We start from the raw sequence: 18,517 nt of genomic DNA on the forward strand, positions 1-18,517 counted from the left end.
GAAACGGGCCTACAGCAGCCGATTGTCGTTCATCACCAGCTGGAACTGGCAGCCCAGGTAGTCCGCCGCCCGCCGGCACATGATCATGCGGGTGAGGAAGATCTCGAAGTACTCCATGATCGCAATGATAGAGGTGTCAACGGTCAGGCTCAGCCGGATCACCTTCTCGTCCCGGCAGGCGTGGAGGTCGCTGTGGGTCACCGAGTAGTTGACCCGGTCGTGGATGTCGAACGTCGCCACGTCCCGGTTGTAGACACGGGTGCGGTGCACGTCGGACTTGTCGGCCAGGATCAGCGCGGCGGAGACATCGTGCACCGGGTTGCCGATCTCCTCCTCGTGGTTGCCGATGGCCGACATGATGATGGCGATCTCGTCCGGCTCCATCCCCATCCGAGTGAGGATCTGGTGGGCCAGCAGGGCGCTGGTCTGCCCGTGGCCCTGCCGGTTCACGATGTTGCCGATGTCGTGCAGCAGCGACGCGATCCCCGCCAGCTCCTGCACCCGCTCAGGCCGCCCCAGCTCCCGCAGCAGGCCCATCGCCCGGTCGGCCACCAGCCCCACGTGCCGGAGCCCGTGCTCGGTAAAGCCGATGGCCGACAGCATCTCGTTGGCCTTCACGATATAGGCGCGCACCTCTGGATCCTGCTTCACCTGTTCGAAGGTTACCCGAGCCAAGCTGGTTCCTCCCGTTTCACTCGTACTCCCGGGCCGCCGCCGGCGTCTGTTTGCCCCCGTCTCACTCGTACTCCCGGGCCGCCGCCAGCGGCCCGTTCTCCCCGATCCGCCCCGGGGGCCAGAACAGGGCGACCGCGCGCCCCTCCACCCGCTGCACCGGGAGCGGCCCGATAAGCCGCGAATCCAGCGACGCGCCGCGGTTGTCGCCCATCACCCACACGTATCCTTCCGGCACGGTCAGCGGGCCCGCGCTGTAGGTGCCAGGGCTGTCGGGGTGGGTGTAGGGCTCGTCCAGCAGCCGGCCGTTCACCCACACCGCGTCCCCCTGCACCTCCACCTCCTCCCCCGCCACGGCGATCACCCGCTTCACCAGGTGGCGCCCGGGGTGGGCGGGATCGGCCACCACCACCACCTCGCCGGGGACAGGCTGCCGGAACCGGTAGACCAGCTTGTTCACCAGCAGCCGGTCGCCGTGGGCCAGGGTCGGCAGCATCGACTCGCCGTCGACCCGGTAGATCTGCACCCCGAACGTGCGCACCAGCAGCGCGAGCACCAATGCCAGCGCCACGGTCTCCAGAATCTCCCGCACCAGCCCCTTGCCGGCCCGCCGCGGGCCCTCCTGCGGAGGCGCCATCACGCTCGCTCCTTCTCCTTCCACGCTTCAATAAACTGCAGCACCCGCGCCCGCACCTCTTCAATGGTGAGGTCGTCGGTGGGCAGGTACAGGTCGCATTCCTCCCGCGCGTAGCGCAGCCGGTTCCGCTGCTCCTCCAGCCGCTCCGGCCCGTAGGTGATCTCGGGCCGCCGGCGGCGGGTCGTCTCCCACCTGGCGTCCAGCATCACCAGGATGTTGGCGTCCGGGCGGGTGTGCCGCCAGAGCCGCCGCACATACGAGTGCTCCTGCGGCACGCTGTACGCCTTCACGCCGGCCTCGTTCAGGCCGGCTGCCAGCGTAGTCTTCCCTGATGCGCATACACCCACAATCGCCACGACCGGTTCTCGCAATCGCACTCCTCCCCGATCGGGTTCACCACTCCATCGTCACGCTCATGCGGCGGATGCGGTCCTCGCCGCCCTCCGTCACCCCTACGGCGAGCACGGCCATGTCGTCCGCGGGCCGCTGCTCGTCCAGCCGCATCGCCTCGGCCAGGACCCAGTCGGCCAGGGCCTGCATCTCCTCCGGGTCGGCCCCCTGCAGCATGGCCTCCAGCTGCTCGACCGGCCACTGCCGCCCGTGCCGCCGGCCGGCGGAGAAGACGCCGTCCGTCACCGCCAGGGCCACCATCCCCGCCTCCAGCGGGATCTCGGCAATCACCGGCCGCAGGGTCTCCCGGATGCCGATGGGCTCCACCGGCTCGTCCAGCCGCAGGACGCCGCCGTCGGCCCGCCGCACCAGCACCGGCACATGGGTGTTCCGGGTGACCACCAGGGTGCGGGTCCGGGTGTCCACCGAGAGCAGCACCAGTTCGGTGGACACCTTGCCATCGCGCACCGCGTACAGGTAATCGTGCACGCCACGGGCCACCGCGCCGTCGCGCACGCCGTCCGCCACCAGCTGCATCGCCTTGGCCACCACCAACTGGCTCAGCCGCTTCGCCGACCGACCGTGCATCTGCCCGTCGGCCAGGATGGCGGTCACACCCCCGCGGGGCCGCTCCACCAGTTCTACAGAATCCCCACTTTCAATCAGTCCAAACTTCGGCACCTTGGCGACCGCCATCGTCACCTGCACGGCCCATGCCTCCTACGCCTCGTCCCGGTCCGAATCGCCTTCTGCCGCCTTCGCCAGCTCCTGCTGCAGCGCCCGCTCGATGTCGCCCGCCCGGGGGCCGAAGACCACCTGGATCGACGCACCGGCGCGCACCACACCCGCTGCGCCCAGGGCGCGCAGGGCTGCATCGTCCACCGCGTCGGGGGTCTGGACCTCCAGCCGCAGGCGGGTCATACAGGCCGTGAGGCTGCGCACGTTGGCCGGGCCGCCCAGCGCCTCCAGGATGGCCGCGGCCTCGCTGTCGGCGCTCGCAACCCCGGCGCCCGCAGCCGATCCGGACCCGGCAGCGCCAGGTCCCGCCGCACGATGCCCCGCCGCAGCCCCGGCCCTGGCCCCGGCGCCTGCTCCGGCGCCTGCTCCGGCGCCTGCTCCGGCGCCCGCCACGCCGACGGCCACCTCACCGGCCTGCCCGAGGACCGGCGGCCGCCGCCAGCGGATGATCAGCCGGAAGGTGACGTAGTAGAGCAGGGTCCAGACCGCCCCCAGGGGGAGCAGCAGCCAGCCGTTCTGCTGCCGGTGCCAGTTGATCAGCGCCATGGGCAGGGCGTAGCCGCCCAGGTGGATGTCCAGCACGTACCCCAGCAGCGAGGCCACCGCCGAGAAGAGCACGTGCAGCAGGAACAGCAGGGGTGAGGCGAAGATGAACGCAAACTCCACGGGTTCGGTGATGCCGAGCACCATCGCCGTGAGCACGCCGGTCAGCATCATGCCGCTCACCCGCCGGCGCTGCTCGGGCCGGGCCTCGTGCACCATCGCCAGCGCCGCGCCCAGGGGGCCGAAGGCCAGCGTCAGGAAGAAGCCCGAGAGCAGCCGGCCCGCATTGGGATCGCCGTGCAGGAAGCGGATGTACTCGCCCACCACCACCTGGCCGGTGGCCGGGTCGGTCCACGCGCCCATCTGGTAGTCCACCAGCTGCATCAGGATGTGGTGCAGGCCGGTGGGGATGAGGGCCCGGATGGTGCCGCCGTAAACGAAGGCGCCGACGCCGCCGGCGGCGTAGATCCACTCGCCCAGCGCGACGATGCCCCGGTGGAAGCCCGGCCACATGAGGCCGAGGAGCCACCCCAGCACCACCCCGGCCAGGGCCGCGAAGATCGGCCCCATCCGCCTGCCCGAGAAGAGCGCCAGGAACTCGGGCAGCCTGACCCGCTCCGCCGCGTAACCGTACAGCCAGGTGGAGACGGCGCCGATCGCCACGCCGCCCAGCACCCCGAAGTTCACGGAGGGGTCGCCGGCCACACCCGCGGCCACCGCCATCATCGTCAGGTAGCCCGCAGCGGCGGAGAGCACGGCCATTCCCTCGCCCTGGGCAAACCCGACGGCGATGCCCATGGCGAAGAAGAGCGGCAGCCAGGTGCGCAGGAGCTCCAGCCCGGCCGCCTCCAGCGGCCCCAGTCCCAGCACCGTGCCCAGGGCCACCAGCACCGCCGGGAAGGGCAGGAAGGTCAGGGGAATCATCAGGCTCGCCGAGGCCCGCTGGAAAAAAGCAGCCTTGTTTCGCACCACACTTACCCCCTTTTGCGCGCCTTACAGGTCGCCGAAGTGCATCAGCCTGAGCCCCCGCTCCCTCACCCTGTCCCTGGCGGCGGGCGAGGTGAGCGCGGCCAGCTCCACCTCCCGCTGGCCCTGGAGCGAGCTCAGGCCCCGCAGCTGGTCGTCGACCTCGCCGGGGTGCGCGACCAGCTCCGTCACCCCGTCGCCGACCCGGTCCAGCCGGGCCAGCAGGCCGGGAAGGTCGAAGTCGCCTGCCAGGGTGCGGTCGGGTGCGGCCAGGCCGCTCTGCCGGATCATGGCCGTGGTGCGGCGCAGGGCCGCGCCCAGGATGGGACCGGCCGGGCTCCACGGAGCAAAGGTCCCCGGGGGGAAGAAGCCGGGCGGCAGCACCCGCACCGCCCGCACCCCGTACCGGCGGGCCACGTTCAGCATCGCGCGGCAAAGGGGCGGCCAGGCCTGCAGGTACCGGTGCGTGTCCAGATGCGTCGGCGCCCGGCCCAACAGCGCGACGAACCGCTCCACCTGCGCCGACCACTCGGCTTCCGCCTCCGCGGGCCGCAGCCGGCGCAGGAGGCGCAGCAGGTTGCGCCCGAAGCGGCCGTCCGGCCCCACCAGGCTGGGCACATCAGACGGCGGCAGCACCGGCGCGCCGGTGGTCAGGTTCAGGTGGAGCCCCACCCCCAGGTTGGGGGCGTCCCCAAGCAGGGCGGCCATCTCGGCGGCCCAGGGAAAGTTGACCATGAACGTGGTGGAGGTGAGGATGCCCTCCCGGTGGGCCCGCAGGATGCCCCGGCTCACGCCCGGGCTGAGGCCGAAGTCGTCCGCGTTGATGATGAGTCCCCGCATGGCCGCCTCACGCGAACTGCGGCAGGTACTCGCGGTGCGCGGCCAGCAGTTCGTCGACCACCTTTCCAGCCAGGGGCTCCGGCGCCCCCAGGGGGTTGAGTTCTGCTGCCTGCACCGCCAGGCTCCGGTCGCCCTCCAGGGCGGCGCGCACGTTCAGCGTCTCAGACGCCTTGATGCGGGCGATGAGCTCGGCCTCCTTGTGGGGCAGGGCGGGCTGGGGAATGGGCTTCCAGCCGCTGCCGTCCACGATGGCGGGGAACTGGGCCGCCTCGTCCGGCGGGAGGTGGCGCACGGCGCCGCCGCCGCGCTGCTGGATGACGAACCGGGTCGGCCGGTTCGCCGCCATGGCGGCGATCACCTGCGAGGCCAGGTCGGAGTGCGCCGGGTGGCCCCGGTGCTCCCGCAGCACGGGGTGCTCCTGCCCGGCCACCTCCGCGTAATGCCGGTAGAGCCGCTCCAGCCGCTCCATCAGGACCTCGGCGCGGGTCTGTTTCGCCCGCCGCAGCTGCGCGAGGATCCGATCCTTATAGTAGTAATACCGCAGGTAGGGATCGGGCACCATGCCGTGCTCCCGGAAGAGCCGCACCGTGCCCGTCTCTTCGCCCAGCGGCAGCAGCGCCGCCACGGGCCCCAGCACTGCGGCCCAGCGGCGCAGCCGCGGGGTCACGTCGGCGTCGTCCAGCAGCACCCGCGTCACCCAGCCGGCGTGGTTGATGCCGGCGTAGTCCAGGCCAACGCGGTGGACGTCCACCCGCAGCAGCCGGCCGATGGTCCACTGCACGCCGGTGGGCATGTCGCAGAGGCCGATGAACCGGGCATCCGGAAAGCGCCGAATCACCGCCTCGGTCACCATGCCGGCGGGGTTGGCGTAGTTGATGATCCACGCCTCGGGCGCGAGCTTCTGCACCTCCTCCACGATCTCCAGCATCAGCGGGATGGTGCGCCAGGCAAAGGCGAAGCCGCCGAGGCCCAGGGTCTCCTGGCCGATGAGCCCGTGCTTCAGCGGAATCCGCTCGTCCAGCGCGCGGTGCCGAAGGCCGCCGACCCGGGGCTGGGTGAGGATGAACCGGGCGCCGCTGATGGCCTCCGCGCGGTCCTGCGTGGCGGTGACGCGCAGGTCGGCCTTCGCCGCGCGCACCAGCCCGCGGGCGAGCCGCTCGATCAGCCGCAGGTTCTCGGCGTCGATGTCGTGCAGGCAGAGTTCGCCGCCGGCGTACAGGTTGTGGTTCTGCAGGAGTCCCAGAACGATGTCTGGCGTGTACGCACTCGCACCGCCAATGATGGTCAGTTTCATCCGGTCACCTTCCCCTCGTCTGAAGAGTCACGTGCCAACCCTTTCCTGATACTTCGCCTGTGCGCCACCAACTCCCTGTTTCCGGAGGCAAAAGATCAGGGAGGCCCAGCCTCCCCGCAGAGCCTCCCTGACTGCCCTCCTCCAGCCAACCCGCCGGCCGTCTCTCGGGCGCCATTACTGGCCGCTGCCGCCCGAGCCGCCTCCCTTCCCGTTGTCCTTGCCGCCGCTTCCGCCCTTCTGTTCGCCACCGCCACTCTCCTCGCCGGAGCCGCCGCCGGACTTCTCCTCGTCCCCCTTCTCGTCCTCGTCGTCCTTATCCTTCTTCCCTTCCTCCTTCTCGCCATCCTCACCCCCGCCACTTCCCTGCTCTTTCTGCTGCTGCTCCTGCTCGGGCTGCTGCTGCGGGGCGCAGCCAGCCGCCGTCACGAGGCCGAAGACCAGGGCGAGGGCCAGCATCTGCCGCAGCAGCCGCTGCCACGTACGCACGTGCGAATCCCTCCCTCAAATTCATGAACCCGCAGGTTAACGACCATAGCTTGCCCGGGGCCCGCCGCGGGCACGCGCCCGCCCGGGTATAGCGGGGAGGCGTGCGCGGGCACCTTAGACCTGGAAACGGGAGGGGTGCGCGTGAACTTCTGGGACTTGCTGAAACGCTGGCTGAATCCGGGCGCCGCCCTGCCAGACGACGTCTTCACCCTGGCAGGCCAGGACCAGCCGCCGGCCAGCGCGGAGCAGACCGCAGAGATGACGGCCGACGCCCGCATCCACACCTCCGCCCTGATCACGCGCCTCGACCGGCTGGCGCAGGCAGTCCCGCAAGGCAAGGAAGCGCTGGAGAAGGTGGGCGACCTCTCCACGAACCTGGACGAGAACGTGAGCCACCTGAAAGAGCTCTTCCGGCAGCCCCGGAACAAGGACTTCATCGCCCGCGAGATCACCATCGCCACCAAGCCGCCGATCCGGGCGGTGCTCCTCTTCATGGAGGGCATCTCGGACAAGCAGGTCATCAACGGGAACATCATGGAGCCCCTCATGCTGCTCAGCCACGAGCTGCGCCTCCGCCCGGAGCAGGGCCCCTACGCCGTGGACCTGGTGGAGCAGCGGCTGCTCACCGGCAACCAGGTGAGCCGGCACTACGACATGGCCTCCATCGCCGAGGCGCTGCTGGCCGGCGACACCGTGCTGCTGATGGACGGGGTCGCCGTGGGGCTGGCGGTGGAGACGAAAGATCCGCCCGCGCGCAGCGTCAGCGAACCCAAGGCCGAGCAGGTCATCTGGGGTCCGCACGACGCCTTCACCGAGGCGTGGCGGGTCAACGTGGCCCTGGTGCGCCGCCGCCTGAAGGATCCGCGGCTGGTCACCGAGATCCTCACCGTCGGCAGCGTGAGCCGGACCTACGTGGGTATGCTGTACATCGACACCATCGCCCCGCCGCTGCTGGTGGCCGAGGTGAGGCGGCGGGTCGAGGCGATCAAGGTCGACGTGGTGAGCGGCTCGGGCACGCTGCAGCAGTACATCGACGACAGGCCCCGCTCGCTCCTGCCGACCACCATGATCACCGAGCGGCCCGACCGGGCCGCCGCCTACCTCTCGGAGGGGCACGTGGTGCTCTTCGTCGACACCGCCCCCCACGCCATCATCTGCCCGACCACCTTCTGGTCGCTCATGCAGACGGCGGAAGACTACTACCTCCGCTGGCCGTTCGGCTCCATCCTCCGCTACATCCGGCTCGGAGCCCTCATCATCTCGCTGGTGCTGCCCGCCTTCTACATCGGCGCGGTGAACTACCACCCCGAGATGATCCCGACCGAGCTGATGCTCTTCCTCGCCCAGAGCCGCGAGCCGGTGCCGATGCCGGCTGTGGTGGAGCTGCTGGCGATGGACGTGGTCTTCGAGCTCATCCGGGAGGCCGGCGCCCGCATCCCCGGGGTCATCGGTCCCACGGTAGGCCTCGTCGCCTCCCTCGTGCTGGGGCAGGCCGCAGTGGAGGCCCGCATCGTGAGCCCGATCATGATCCTGGTGGTGGCCGTGACCGGGCTGGCCTCCTTCGCCCTGCCCAACTACCTGATGGGCTGGGGGATCCGCACCTTCCGCTTCCTGCTGCTGCTGGCCACCACCGTGCTGGGCTTCCTGGGGCTGGCGGCCGGCCTCTACGCCCTGGTGCTCTACGCCGCCAGCCTGCGCTCCTTCGGCGTCTCCTACCTCGCCCCCGTGGTCGCGTACAAGGGCCGGGCGACGGACGTGGTGTACACGCCCCCGCTCTACCAGCAGGAGGAGCGGCCCGGCTACCTGCATCCCCTGAACCGGCGGCGGCAGCGGGAGATTGTGCGCACCTGGGACCCCAACTCCCCGCAGACCGACTCGCCCGAGGGAGGCTGAACCATGCAACAGGTTGAGGGCCATATCGGCGCCCGCGAGGGCGGCGTGCTCCTGTTCACCATCCTGGGGAGCATGCTCTTCCTCCAGTATCCGCAGTACCTGGTGCGGGTGGGAGGGCCCGCGGCCTGGCAGGTCTGCATACTGATCACCCTCTTCGGCATGATCGCGGTCCTGCCGATGGTGGCCCTGGCCCGGCGCTTTCCCGGCCAGAAGCTGGCGGATATCAGCCAGCAGGCGGCCGGCCCCTTTCTCGGTCCCCTGCTGACCCTCGCCGTCTCCGCCTGGCTCCTGGCCGCGGCCACGGTCACCCTGCGCAACTTCACCGAGACGTTCATCATCACGATCCTGCCCCATACCCCGCCCAGCGTCCTCATCGCGGCGGGGATGATCCTCGCCGTTTTCTCCTCTTACCAGGGGCCCGAGGCGATCGCCCGCACAGCGTACCTGCTGCTGCCCCTGATTGCGGCGGGCGTGCTGCTGGTGCTGCTGTTCAGCCTGCCCCGGATGGATGTGACCCTGCTCTTTCCGCTGTGGGGCTTCGGGGTCGACCGGACCCTGGTGGGCAGCCTCTACTTCACCAGCATGGCGGCGGACGCCATCGCGCTCCTGGCCATCGGCAACGTCTTCCGGGACGCTAGCGACCTGCAGCACAGCAGCCTGCACGGCATCCTGCTGTTCGGCATCTCGGCCACGCTCACGGTCACGGTGCTGGTGGCCACGGCCGGCCCGCCCTTCGCCCGGGAGGATCCCTTCCCCCTTTTCTACCTCGCGCGCCTCATCTACCTCGGCCGCTTCCTGCAGCGAGCGGAGGCGCTCATCGTGATGTTCTGGATCTTCGCGGCGGCCATCCGGCTGTCGGCCCTGTTTCACGCGGGGGTATCCTCCCTGGCGGGAGCCCTGCGCCTGCCGGAGTACCGTCCGCTCGTGCTGCCCATGGCCATCATCATCGCGGCGCTCTCCCTGCTGCCGAAGGATTACGTGGCGGCGCTCCACCTGGATCGGGAGTGGATCCGGCCGATGGGGTTCGGCGCCCTGGCCGTTCCGCTCCTCCTCTGGATGCTGGCGGCGCTGCGCGGCAGGGGGGCGGCAGACCATGCCTCGTAAACTGCTGGCCCTCATCGTGCTGCTGCCCCTGCTGGCCGGCTGCTGGAACAAGATGGAGATCGAGGAGGGGGCCTACGTCCTGGCCGTGGGCATCGACGAGGGGTGGTCCAGCCCCTATGCCATCACGGTGGTCATCGCCAAGCCCCGGGCCCTGGCGGGGAAGGAGGGCGGCGGGGGAGACGAGCCCCCCGTGCTGATCACCACGGTGGAGGCCCCGAGCCTCGCGGCGACCACGACGATTCTGCACGGGTACGTCGGCCGACAGGTGCAGTTTCACCACACGCAGGCCATCTTCGTGCACGAGCGGCTGGCACGGGAGCAGGGACTGCCGTTCTTCGACGGGCTGGCGCGCTTCCGCCAGCTGCGGGAGACGGCCTTCCTGGTCGTCACCCGGGACCGGGCCGCACAATTTCTGCGAGCGTTGAAGCCGGAACTGGACAACAACCCGGCCAAGTTCATCGAGCAGCTCACCTACCACTCCCGCACCAGCGGCACGCTTCCGGCCGCGAGCCAGCTCAGTTCCGTGATGGCCCTGCTGAACGCGCGCTACCAGGAGCCGATCGCCTACTACGCCGCCCTCACCGGCGAGGCAGACGGGGCCGACGCCCGGGCCCCCGAACGGGAAGCGCACGTTGTGGCCGGCGAGCTCCCGCGGCGGGGCGGCCCGCCGGTTGAGATGATGGGCGCCGCCGTCTTCCGGGGCAGCCGGATGGTCGGTGTGCTGAGCGGCGAGGAGGTGCGGGCGCTGCTGGGCCTGCAGAACCGCTTCCAGGGGGCGTACATCGCCTTTGAGGACCCCGGCGAGCCCGACCAGTTCATCACGCTGCACATCAGCCGGGGCCGGCCTTCCCGCATCGTGGTGGAGCGGCTGGGCGAAAAGCCCGCCATCCGGGCCTACCTCACGCTGGAGGCGGAGGTGGTGGCCATGCCCTCGGGCATCGACTACGCCCGGCCCGGCAAGCAGGCGGATCTGGAGCGGGCCATCGAAAAGCACTTCCAGGAGACTGTGACCCGGCTGATCGAGAAGACGCAGCGGTGGGGAAGCGACGTGGCCGGCTTCGGCCGCCACGCGGTGGCCGCCTTCCCCACGGTACAGGCCTGGGAGGCGTACGACTGGCAGAACAAGTATGCCGAAGCCGAAATCACCGCCACCGTGGACGTCAGCCTGCGGCGGTACGGACTCACCCTCGCCCCGACCCACGCCTCTGAGGAGGGGATGCGCAGGTGATCACCGTCCTGATCCTGCTGGGCGCCCTGCTGGTGGCTGTCTCCACCTTCAACTACGCCCGCTGGGCCTGGCAGCGGGGCCTGCGCCTCGGCGCCGTGGGGCTGGCCTTGATCGCCGTGGCCACGGTTGCAGTGCCCGGCTGGGTCATCTGGTACCTGTCATGAAGAAGGGCCAGGCGGTTTCGCCTGGCCCCGTTCATCACTGTATGTCCTTGGCCGGGTCGCGGAACCCTTCGCCGAGCACCTCGTGGACCTCGGCGACCACCACAAACGCCTTGGGATCCTCCGCGTAGACGATCTGCTTGACCTGCGTCAGCTCGGTCCGCTGGGCTACGGTGTACAGGATGGACCGGGGTTCGCCGGTGAAGGCCCCGGTGCCGTTCACGATCGTCACGCCCCGCTCGACCTCCGTCATGATGCGGCGGGCGATCGGGTCGGGGCGGTTGGTGATGATGGTGACGCCGCGGGCGGAATAGAGCCCCACCTGCACGATGTCGACCACCTTGGACGAGATGAACAAGGTGATGACGGCCCACATCGCCGCCTCGGGCGAGAAGGCGATCGCCGCCATGGCGAGGACGACGGCATCCACCGCCAGGACCATGGACCCGACGGAAAAACCCAGCCGCTGCTGCAGCACCAGGGCCAGCACCTCGGTTCCCCCCGTGGTGCCGCCCGACCGCAGCACCAGGCCGAGGCCTACGCCCATGGTCAGGCCGCCGTAGACGATGGCCAGCACCACCTGATCGGTGATGGGCGGGATGTTGGCCGTGACCGCGAGGAAGAACGAGTACGCGGCCACGCCGATCAGCGATCGCCTGAGAAGCCGCCAGCCCTTCACCCTCAGCCCAAGCGCCAGGATGGGGATGTTCACGACCACCTGGGTCACCCACATGGGCACCCCGAGGAGGTGGTAGAGGATGATGCCGATTCCGGTCACGCCGCCCTCGGCCAGCTTCAGGGGCACGAGAAAGACGTTGGCCGAGAGAGACATGAGCAGCGCGCCGGCCAACAGTTGCAAGATCCAGAGCACAGTGGGGCCTCCTCAGGCAGGCAGGCGGTACGAGCAGTTAGTCATCGGTAGTCTGCCCGTTCCTGGTCCTCCTCCTTCTGCCCGTCCATTTTCGCGTATTACGTCCGGTTTCTGCGTCTCGTTTCTGCGTGCGTTGCTATTCCTCGTCCTGCGTCTCGTGCTACGTCACGTGCTGCGTATCGTAGCTGCGTCTCGTGTGGTTCCTACTTCTCGTCCTTGCTCTCTTCCTTGTCCTTGTCTTCGGCCTCGTTTTCGTCCTTCTCATCGTCCTGCTTGACCGCCTTGCGGAACTCCTTGATCGAGTCACCCACTCCGCGCGCCAGCTGCGGCAGCTTGGCGCCGCCAAAGAGCAGGAGGATGACCAATACGATAAGCAGGATCTCCATCGTGCCGAGGCGCCCGAACATTCGCAATTCCTCCCTGCTGCGTGATTTACTGCGTACTCAGCGATGCTTCGGGGCACGGAGCCATTTCTCCTGCAGCGCCCGTCAGCCGTTCTTCACCCGTTCCGGATAGTCCGTGATAATGCCGTCGACGCCGGCGTTGCGCATCATCGCGATGGCCAGGGGTTCATTGGCGGTCCAGCAGTTCACCTTCAGCCCGGCCGCATGCGCCGCCTCCACGTACTCGGGGGTCACCCACGGCCAGGCGGGGTGAATCGCCTCGCAGCCGATCTCCCTGGCCATGCGGACGGGGTCCACCAGGTTGCTCGAGGTGAGCATGCCCAGCGGCAGTTCCGGACAGATCTCCTTCAGCTTGACCAGGGCACGGTGGTCGAAGGAGGAGACTTGCGTGCGCTCCAGCGCCCCCTCCGCCTTCAGCAGATCCACCAGCTCCTGCTCGATCCCCGGGTAGTGGACCGAGCCGGCCTTCAGCTCGAGGTAGAGCCGGACGCCAGGCGGCGTGGCCCGCACCAGCTCCTGCAGGGTGGGCACCCGCTCGCCGGCAAAGCGCGGGTCCTTCCACGAACCGGCGTCGAGGGCCCGAATCTGCTCCAGGGTCATCATCATGATCAGGCCTGAACCATCGGTCGTGCGATCAACCGCCGGGTCGTGGATGACGACCAGGTGCCCGTCGGCCGTGCGGTGCACGTCGAACTCGATCCCATCGACGCCCAGCTCGAAGGCCCTCTGGAACGAAACCATCGTGTTCTCCGGGTGGGTGCCCGCTGCACCCCGATGACCGATCACCTGCGGCATGCGATCTCTCCTCTGCTCGTGACATTAGAGGAAAACAGTTGAAAGGTCTCGAAATGTGCAACCCAATTCCAGCCGGGGGAGAAGGGAGCACCTCGCATGGACCTCAAACTACTGCACACCTTTGTGACGGCAGCGGAGCTGGAGAACTTCCACCAGACCGCCGAGCGGCTCTACCTCGCCCAGCCCACGGTCACGACGCACATCCGCCAGCTGGAGCAGCTGCTGGGATTCCAGCTCTTCGACCGCGTCGGCAAGCGGGTCCGGCTCACGGCGGCCGGGCACCGGTTCCTTCCCCACGCCCGCAGGGTGCTGGCCACGTACGAGCAGGCCGTCAACGACATGACCGCATGGTGGCAGGGTTATGATACCCGGCTGCAGCTTGTCACCTCGCCCCTGGTGGCCACCTCGGTTCTGCCGGGCCGGTTGAAGCAGTTCACCCAGGAGAACCCCCGGGTGGAGGTGATCATCACCACCGAGGTCTCCTCCGCCGTCGGGCAGGTCGTGGCCTCCGGCGCCGCGCACGTGGGGCTGGCCCGGGCGCCCTCCGTCCACCCTGACACGATTTCGACAGTGCTGTACACGGATCCTGTCGTGCTGGTCGCCGCTCCGGAAAATGCTTCCGGCGCCAGCTGGGTCGACCTGGTGGGCCGCCACCTGCTGCTGACCGGCAACCACCCGATCTACTGGGACGCCCTGCTCATGGCGGTCAGCAAGCGGCAGCCCCACCTCCGCACCCTGGCCGTGGACCGGGTCGACATCACCAAGCGGATGCTGGAGGAGGGGCTGGGGGTCTCGTTCCTGCCGCACTCCTCCGTGGTGCGGGAGCTGGCCGAAGGGCGGCTGGTCACCGTGCCGGTGGACATGGAGCTGCCCACGGCCGCCACTTACCTGATCCTGCCCCAGCACCGGGAGCTGCCCGAGGCTGCCCGGCGGTTCGTGGAGCTGCTGCAGCGGTCGTTCCCCGACGGGGTCGTGCCAGGGCTGCAAGGGCGGTGACGGGAAGCTGCCCGATCTCCCCGGGGGCGTGGAGTTCGCCGAATCGCCCGTGGCAGCCGTGGCCAGGGAATTCCTGGAAGAGACGGGGGCAGCGGCCGCGGTCAAAGAGCTGGTCGGCTCGTTCAGCCTCGTTTCTGTCCTTCCTGCGGACACCGGCTCGCACCTGGTGTTACGGCCGGTTGTAGAATCCTCCACGGGGGCCGCATGAAAATTCCCCCGCCCCACCGAATGTGAGACACCAATTCCCTGGCAAGGAGGCGGTGTCTACATCATGGTTGGAGCGAGGGAAATGTTCTATCTCAGGGAGCTGTATGCTAAGGGTTACAGCATTCGAGCTTTCGCCCGCATCACGGGCCACACCGCAAAACGGTCAGCAAGTATATTAAGGCACAATTGTATCCCCGTGACAAGCGTCGGCCCCAGAAACCCTCCAAACTCGAACCCTACAAGGGGTACATCCTGTCCCGCCTGCGGGAAGGCATGTTCAACTGCAACGTGCTGCTGGAGGAGATCCGGGCCCAGGGCTACGCCGGTGGAAAAAGCATCCTCAAGGACTTTGTCGCCCGGCACCGGCCGCTTCAGCGAGCACAGGCCGTGCAGCGCTTCGAGCCCCCTCTGGCTCGCGAGCGACTTGTATGCATTTCCAGCAGGTGATCGCGTATAGCTCTCCGTCAGCGCACACAATAAAGGTGGCAGTGGGGAGAGCGGCTCGAATCGACTCCCACAAACCTTTCCGGAGCCGTTCCCCATCCTCTCGGATGGGCCTCCGCCACTGCCTTCATCGCGTCAGTGGGCAACCAGGCCCCGGCCCCTGCGGCCGGGGTCTTCTCCGCGGCGTGCGGTGGCACGAATGTGCACTTCCACCAGACCCGCGCCCCGTGCGGGTTTCCCAGTTCGCGAACCCGGACACGCTTGCTACGCAAGGACTCGACAGAAGTGCACATTCCTTCCCGCGGTGCCCGTCCCGCAGCAGTGACGCCAGACCGAGAGCCTCGCCTCCGCTTGCCCGGTCCGCGTCACCCACCCCCACGCAGCGCTGCGCCGGCAGACCGTGCGGCCCAAGAGAACGAGAAAACCAGGACGCCAATCCAATGGCTTCCTGGCTGCGCATCGTTCGGGTGTCCTCCTGAGCCGAACACCCCGCACCGTCATCTCCAGGGCGTGATATCGTACCTCATTGGCAGCCCGAGGTAGCGGTAGTGAACGATGATCTTCCGAAACTCCGCGGGAAAGCCCGACGTATCCAGCCTGATTGCATAGCGAGAACGCCCCACGCGCCGCGCCGGCTGCATCTTCCAGCCGTAAACCGGGCCTTTCGTGAGCTTGTGGCCCTCCCTCTCCATGGTGATCGCCGCACTTCCCGCCAACTCGCCATCCGTGAAATTCGCGACTGCGATGGCGTGCGGGGGCAGGATCTCCTGCCCGTCGACCGTCACCGCGACCAGCGTAAGGGGCCAGCGTCCATTGTTGATCAGATCCACGCCGTGGGCCAGCGGCGTGCCCTCGCCATCGTGGCGCGTACTGTAACCGGAACTGCTCAGCGGCGGGTGCGTGTACACCCACCCGATCGCCGTGCCCACAGCCGCCACAATCAAGCATGCCGCGACAACCAGCCGTCGCCTCTGCACGTCGTCACCCTCCAGCCGTCTTCCCCAGTCCTCTTCCGCCGAAACTCCCGATCCCCCGGGACGCAGCGTCCCGGGGGATCGAGCGCTCATCGCTCACGACCCACCGCCCACGGCCACGCTGCTTAGTCCCGCAGCAGAGCCCGCGAGATCACCAGCCGCTGAATCTCGCTGGTGCCCTCGTAGAGCTGCGTGATCTTCGCCTCACGCATCAGCCGCTCCACCCGGTACTCCTGCATGTAGCCGTAACCGCCGTGGATCTGCACGGCCTCCACCGTGTGCTTCATCGCCATCTCCGAGGCAAAGAGCTTGGCCATCGAGATCTCCTTCGTCGCCCGGACCCCCTGCTGCATCAGGAAGGCGGCACGATAGAGCAGCAGGCGGGCGGCCTCCAGGTCCGTGGCCATGTCGGCGATCTTCCAGGCGATGGCCTGGTGCTCCGCGATGGGCTTGCCGAAGGTGTGCCGCTCCTTCGCGAACTTGATCGAGTCCTCCAAAGCCGCCTGCGTGATGCCCACCGCCTGCGCCGCGATGCCGATGCGGCCCCGGTCCAGAATCGCCATGGCGATCTTGAAGCCCTCGCCCTCCCGGCCCAGCAGCTGCGAGGCGGGGATGCGGCAGTCCTCGAAGTGCAGGGTAGTGGTATGCGAGGCGTGCAGCCCCATCTTCTCCATGGGCTTGCCCACGCTGAAGCCGGGGGTGCCGGCCTCCACCAGGAAGGCAGAGATGCCCCGGTGGCCCACCTCCGGGTCGGGATTGGTCCGGGCAAAGACCACGTAGAGCCCGGCCTGGCCGCCGTTAGTGATGAAGGTCTTCTCGCCGTTGAGGATGTACGAGTCGCCATCCTTCACCGCGGAGGTGCGCAGGGCGGCGGCGTCGGAGCCCGCGCCCGGCTCCGTGAGGGCGTAGGCGCCCAGGATCTCGCCCCGGGTCAGCTTGGGCAGGTACTTCTGCTTCTGCTCCTCGCTGCCGAAGTGGAAGATCGCCTCGGAGTGAAGCGAGCAGTGGACCTCGAAGATGACGGAGGTGACGGCGCACGCGCGGGCCAGCTCCTCGATGACGATCGCGTAGCTCACCCAGTCCATGCCGCCCCCGTAAGGCTCGGGCAGGTGCATGTTCAGATAGCCGTTCTCCGCCAGGAGCTTGAAGTTCGGCCAGGGGAACTCGTGGTTCCGGTTGAACTCGGCTGCCCGCGGTGCGATCTCCTTTTCCGCCAGTTCCCGAATCGCCTGCCGTACCATGTTCTGCTCTTCGGTCAGATTGAAGTTCACGGATTCCGCCTCCTCGTGCAGTAGCTCATCGGCCCCAGTGATTGCGCAGAATCTCATCCGCCGCGGTGTACGGATCCAGCCGCCGCTCGGCCACCTGCCGGACCAGCAGCTCCAGATCGCCGGCGGCCCGGGCCCGGTCCAGGGTGGCGCGGGCCGCGCGCTGGCCCACCAGCTCCTGCAGCCGCAGCGCCGCATCCTTTTCCCGGCGGGCCTCCCAGCGGCCGGTCTCCCTCAGGAAGGTCAGGTGCTCGTCCAGCCGGTCCACCACGGCCTCCACGCCCTGCCCGTCCTTGGCGACCGTCTTCAGCACCGGCGGTCGCCACGAGATATCGCCGGGGTTGGCCGTGCCGTGCCGCTCGGCCGCATGCACCGCCGCGCGGGTCATGTAGCCGGCAGCCCGCGCGAGGTCCGCCGCGCTGTGATGCCCGGTGCGGTCCAGCCGGCGCAGGGCCGCATCGGCGCCCGGCGGCAGCGCAGCTCCCGCAGCCGGCGACTGCGCCCCGCCGCCCTCGGCGGGCTCCGCCGGCCAGCGATTGATCCCCGGCTGGCCCATGTGGCCCAGGTCGAGCATCATCTCGATCTCGTTGACCGTCCGGTCGGCGCCGTCCCGGTCCGCCTTGTTGCAGACGAAGACGTCGCCGATCTCGAGAATACCGGCCTTGATCGCCTGGATCTCGTCGCCCAGGCCCGGGACCACCACCACGCAGGTGGTGTGCGCCAGGGCCATGATCTCCACCTCGGACTGGCCGGTCCCCACCGTCTCGACCAGGATCACGTCGAAGCCGAAGGCGTCGAGGACAGACACGACCTCGCCCGTGGCCGGCGAGAGGCCGCCCAGGTGCCCCCGGGCCGCCAGCGAGCGCATGAAGACGCCGGGATCGGTGAGCGTCCGCTGCATGCGGATCCGGTCGCCCAGAATCGCGCCTCCCGAGAAGGGGCTGGTGGGGTCCACCGCCACGATGGCGACAGTCCGGCCGCGGGCGCGCTGCTCGCTGGCCAGCCTGTCCACCAGCGTGGACTTGCCGGCGCCCGGCGGACCGGTGATGCCCACCACGTGGGCCCGGCCCGTGAGCGGGTAGACCAGGCGAAGCAGCGCCGTCGCCTCCTCGGCGCCGTTCTCGATCCAGGTGATCGCCCGCGCCAGGGCCCGCCGGTCACCGGACCTGAGGCGGGCGAAGAGCTCAGCAGCCCGATCTTCCGGCCTCATCGCTTCACGTTCTCCCTCGTGTATTCAATAATCTCCTCCAGGTCCGAGCCCGGCCCGAAGACCCGGGAGACGCCGGCCTCCAGCAGGGCAGGCACCTCATCCTCGGGGATGATGCCGCCGGCCAGAATCAGCACGTCGTCCACCCCCTGCTCCCGGAGCAGCTGGATGAGCTGCGGGATCAGCACCCCGTGCGCCCCGGCCAGCGAGGAAACCGCCACCACGTCCACGTCCTCCTGGATCGCGGCCGCGGCCACGGCCTCCGGCCGCTGGTAGAGGCCGGTGTAGATCACCTCGAACCCCGCATCCCGGTAGGCCCGGGCGACCACCTTCGCCCCCCGGTCGTGGGCGTCGAGCCCCAGCTTGGCCACAAGCACCCTGATCCTGCGTCCCGATGCC

The 18,517-nt window shown here is 68.9% G+C and carries 20 protein-coding genes; 5 read left to right on the forward strand and 15 right to left on the reverse strand.

The genetic code is table 11. The annotated features are described in order from the left end of the window. Window positions 1-9: 9 nt before the first annotated feature. From ACZ45O_RS09235 to ACZ45O_RS09270, 8 genes are all read right to left on the reverse strand, one after another. Window positions 10-675 carry an HD domain-containing protein gene (locus ACZ45O_RS09235; protein WP_464852426.1) on the reverse strand — a complete coding sequence of 222 codons (666 nt, stop codon included), beginning with the start codon at window positions 673-675 and terminating at the stop codon, window positions 10-12. A 61-nt stretch (window positions 676-736) separates the two neighbouring features. Further along, window positions 737-1,309, reverse strand: coding sequence for a signal peptidase I (gene lepB / locus ACZ45O_RS09240; RefSeq protein ID WP_464852427.1), 573 nt, complete (start codon window positions 1,307-1,309; stop codon window positions 737-739). Continuing rightward, window positions 1,309-1,680, reverse strand: coding sequence for a hypothetical protein (locus ACZ45O_RS09245; RefSeq protein ID WP_464852428.1), 372 nt, complete (start codon window positions 1,678-1,680; stop codon window positions 1,309-1,311). Before ACZ45O_RS09245 ends, lepB begins: the two co-directional genes overlap by 1 nt. Window positions 1,681-1,702: 22 nt before the next feature. Continuing rightward, the gene (locus ACZ45O_RS09250; protein WP_464852429.1) at window positions 1,703-2,407 is read right to left on the reverse strand and encodes a PP2C family protein-serine/threonine phosphatase; all 705 of its coding nucleotides are present in this window, start codon (window positions 2,405-2,407) and stop codon (window positions 1,703-1,705) included. Between the two features lie 12 nt (window positions 2,408-2,419). Further along, complete coding sequence (locus ACZ45O_RS09255) at window positions 2,420-3,949, reverse strand: PTS transporter subunit EIIC (RefSeq protein ID WP_464852431.1); 1,530 nt, start codon at window positions 3,947-3,949, stop codon at window positions 2,420-2,422. Window positions 3,950-3,973: 24 nt separating this feature from the next. Further along, window positions 3,974-4,786 (reverse strand): carbohydrate deacetylase, encoded by an 813-nt coding sequence (locus ACZ45O_RS09260; protein WP_464852433.1) that lies wholly within the window; start codon window positions 4,784-4,786, stop codon window positions 3,974-3,976. Window positions 4,787-4,793: 7 nt separating this feature from the next. Continuing rightward, window positions 4,794-6,080: a 6-phospho-beta-glucosidase gene (locus ACZ45O_RS09265; RefSeq protein ID WP_464852435.1), complete on the reverse strand. Its 1,287-nt coding sequence runs from the start codon at window positions 6,078-6,080 to the stop codon at window positions 4,794-4,796. A 174-nt stretch (window positions 6,081-6,254) separates the two neighbouring features. Further along, on the reverse strand, window positions 6,255-6,566 hold the full coding sequence (locus tag ACZ45O_RS09270; protein ID WP_464852437.1) for a hypothetical protein: 312 nt from the start codon (window positions 6,564-6,566) through the stop codon (window positions 6,255-6,257). A 141-nt stretch (window positions 6,567-6,707) separates the two neighbouring features. On the opposite strand from ACZ45O_RS09270, the gene ACZ45O_RS09275 reads away from it, so the two are divergent. The 4 genes from ACZ45O_RS09275 to ACZ45O_RS09290 are packed head-to-tail and all read left to right on the forward strand — an operon-like array spanning window position 6,708 to window position 10,955. Further along, entirely contained in the window at window positions 6,708-8,459 is a 1,752-nt protein-coding gene (locus ACZ45O_RS09275; RefSeq protein ID WP_464852439.1) for a spore germination protein, read from the forward strand. 3 nt (window positions 8,460-8,462) lie between these two features. Beyond that, window positions 8,463-9,563, forward strand: coding sequence for a GerAB/ArcD/ProY family transporter (locus tag ACZ45O_RS09280; protein ID WP_464852440.1), 1,101 nt, complete (start codon window positions 8,463-8,465; stop codon window positions 9,561-9,563). Next, the gene (locus tag ACZ45O_RS09285) at window positions 9,553-10,791 is read left to right on the forward strand and encodes a Ger(x)C family spore germination protein (protein ID WP_464852441.1); all 1,239 of its coding nucleotides are present in this window, start codon (window positions 9,553-9,555) and stop codon (window positions 10,789-10,791) included. The genes ACZ45O_RS09280 and ACZ45O_RS09285 overlap by 11 nt, the downstream gene beginning before the upstream one ends. Then, complete coding sequence (locus ACZ45O_RS09290; RefSeq protein ID WP_464852442.1) at window positions 10,788-10,955, forward strand: hypothetical protein; 168 nt, start codon at window positions 10,788-10,790, stop codon at window positions 10,953-10,955. The genes ACZ45O_RS09285 and ACZ45O_RS09290 overlap by 4 nt, the downstream gene beginning before the upstream one ends. Before the next feature lie 34 nt (window positions 10,956-10,989). On the opposite strand, the gene ACZ45O_RS09295 is transcribed toward ACZ45O_RS09290, so the two are convergent. The 3 genes from ACZ45O_RS09295 to ACZ45O_RS09305 form a co-directional block, all read right to left on the reverse strand. Continuing rightward, window positions 10,990-11,823, reverse strand: coding sequence for a YitT family protein (locus ACZ45O_RS09295; protein ID WP_464852444.1), 834 nt, complete (start codon window positions 11,821-11,823; stop codon window positions 10,990-10,992). A 203-nt stretch (window positions 11,824-12,026) separates the two neighbouring features. Beyond that, the gene (gene tatA, locus ACZ45O_RS09300; protein ID WP_464852446.1) at window positions 12,027-12,230 is read right to left on the reverse strand and encodes a twin-arginine translocase TatA/TatE family subunit; all 204 of its coding nucleotides are present in this window, start codon (window positions 12,228-12,230) and stop codon (window positions 12,027-12,029) included. An 81-nt stretch (window positions 12,231-12,311) separates the two neighbouring features. Further along, window positions 12,312-13,022: a glycerophosphodiester phosphodiesterase gene (locus ACZ45O_RS09305; RefSeq protein WP_464852448.1), complete on the reverse strand. Its 711-nt coding sequence runs from the start codon at window positions 13,020-13,022 to the stop codon at window positions 12,312-12,314. A gap of 96 nt (window positions 13,023-13,118) precedes the next feature. Here ACZ45O_RS09305 and ACZ45O_RS09310 point away from each other — a divergent pair, with 96 nt between their 5' ends. Next, on the forward strand, window positions 13,119-14,018 hold the full coding sequence (locus ACZ45O_RS09310; protein WP_464852450.1) for a LysR family transcriptional regulator: 900 nt from the start codon (window positions 13,119-13,121) through the stop codon (window positions 14,016-14,018). A gap of 1,148 nt (window positions 14,019-15,166) precedes the next feature. Here ACZ45O_RS09310 and ACZ45O_RS09315 read toward each other — a convergent pair. From ACZ45O_RS09315 to ACZ45O_RS09330, 4 genes are all read right to left on the reverse strand, one after another. Further along, the gene (locus ACZ45O_RS09315) at window positions 15,167-15,646 is read right to left on the reverse strand and encodes a hypothetical protein (protein ID WP_464852452.1); all 480 of its coding nucleotides are present in this window, start codon (window positions 15,644-15,646) and stop codon (window positions 15,167-15,169) included. Between the two features lie 122 nt (window positions 15,647-15,768). Beyond that, window positions 15,769-16,914 (reverse strand): acyl-CoA dehydrogenase, encoded by a 1,146-nt coding sequence (locus ACZ45O_RS09320; RefSeq protein WP_464852454.1) that lies wholly within the window; start codon window positions 16,912-16,914, stop codon window positions 15,769-15,771. A 25-nt stretch (window positions 16,915-16,939) separates the two neighbouring features. Beyond that, window positions 16,940-18,121, reverse strand: coding sequence for a methylmalonyl Co-A mutase-associated GTPase MeaB (gene meaB / locus ACZ45O_RS09325; protein ID WP_464852456.1), 1,182 nt, complete (start codon window positions 18,119-18,121; stop codon window positions 16,940-16,942). Next, window positions 18,118-18,495 (reverse strand): cobalamin B12-binding domain-containing protein, encoded by a 378-nt coding sequence (locus tag ACZ45O_RS09330; RefSeq protein ID WP_464852458.1) that lies wholly within the window; start codon window positions 18,493-18,495, stop codon window positions 18,118-18,120. The genes meaB and ACZ45O_RS09330 overlap by 4 nt, the downstream gene beginning before the upstream one ends. Window positions 18,496-18,517 lie beyond the last annotated feature (22 nt).

Source organism: Symbiobacterium turbinis (genome assembly GCF_055383075.1).

Bases quoted from the DNA above. Each gene is read 5' to 3' on its own strand.
- ACZ45O_RS09265 (WP_464852435.1), bottom strand. From the start codon at position 6,080: ATGAAACTGACCATCATTGGCGGTGCGAGTGCGTACACGCCAGACATC.
- ACZ45O_RS09280 (WP_464852440.1), top strand. From the start codon at position 8,463: ATGCAACAGGTTGAGGGCCATATCGGCGCCCGCGAGGGCGGCGTGCTC.
- ACZ45O_RS09305 (WP_464852448.1), bottom strand. From the start codon at position 13,022: ATGCCGCAGGTGATCGGTCATCGGGGTGCAGCGGGCACCCACCCGGAG.
- ACZ45O_RS09285 (WP_464852441.1), top strand. From the start codon at position 9,553: ATGCCTCGTAAACTGCTGGCCCTCATCGTGCTGCTGCCCCTGCTGGCC.
- ACZ45O_RS09310 (WP_464852450.1), top strand. From the start codon at position 13,119: ATGGACCTCAAACTACTGCACACCTTTGTGACGGCAGCGGAGCTGGAG.
- meaB (WP_464852456.1), bottom strand. From the start codon at position 18,121: ATGAGGCCGGAAGATCGGGCTGCTGAGCTCTTCGCCCGCCTCAGGTCC.
- lepB (WP_464852427.1), bottom strand. From the start codon at position 1,309: ATGGCGCCTCCGCAGGAGGGCCCGCGGCGGGCCGGCAAGGGGCTGGTG.
- tatA (WP_464852446.1), bottom strand. From the start codon at position 12,230: ATGTTCGGGCGCCTCGGCACGATGGAGATCCTGCTTATCGTATTGGTC.
- ACZ45O_RS09260 (WP_464852433.1), bottom strand. From the start codon at position 4,786: ATGCGGGGACTCATCATCAACGCGGACGACTTCGGCCTCAGCCCGGGC.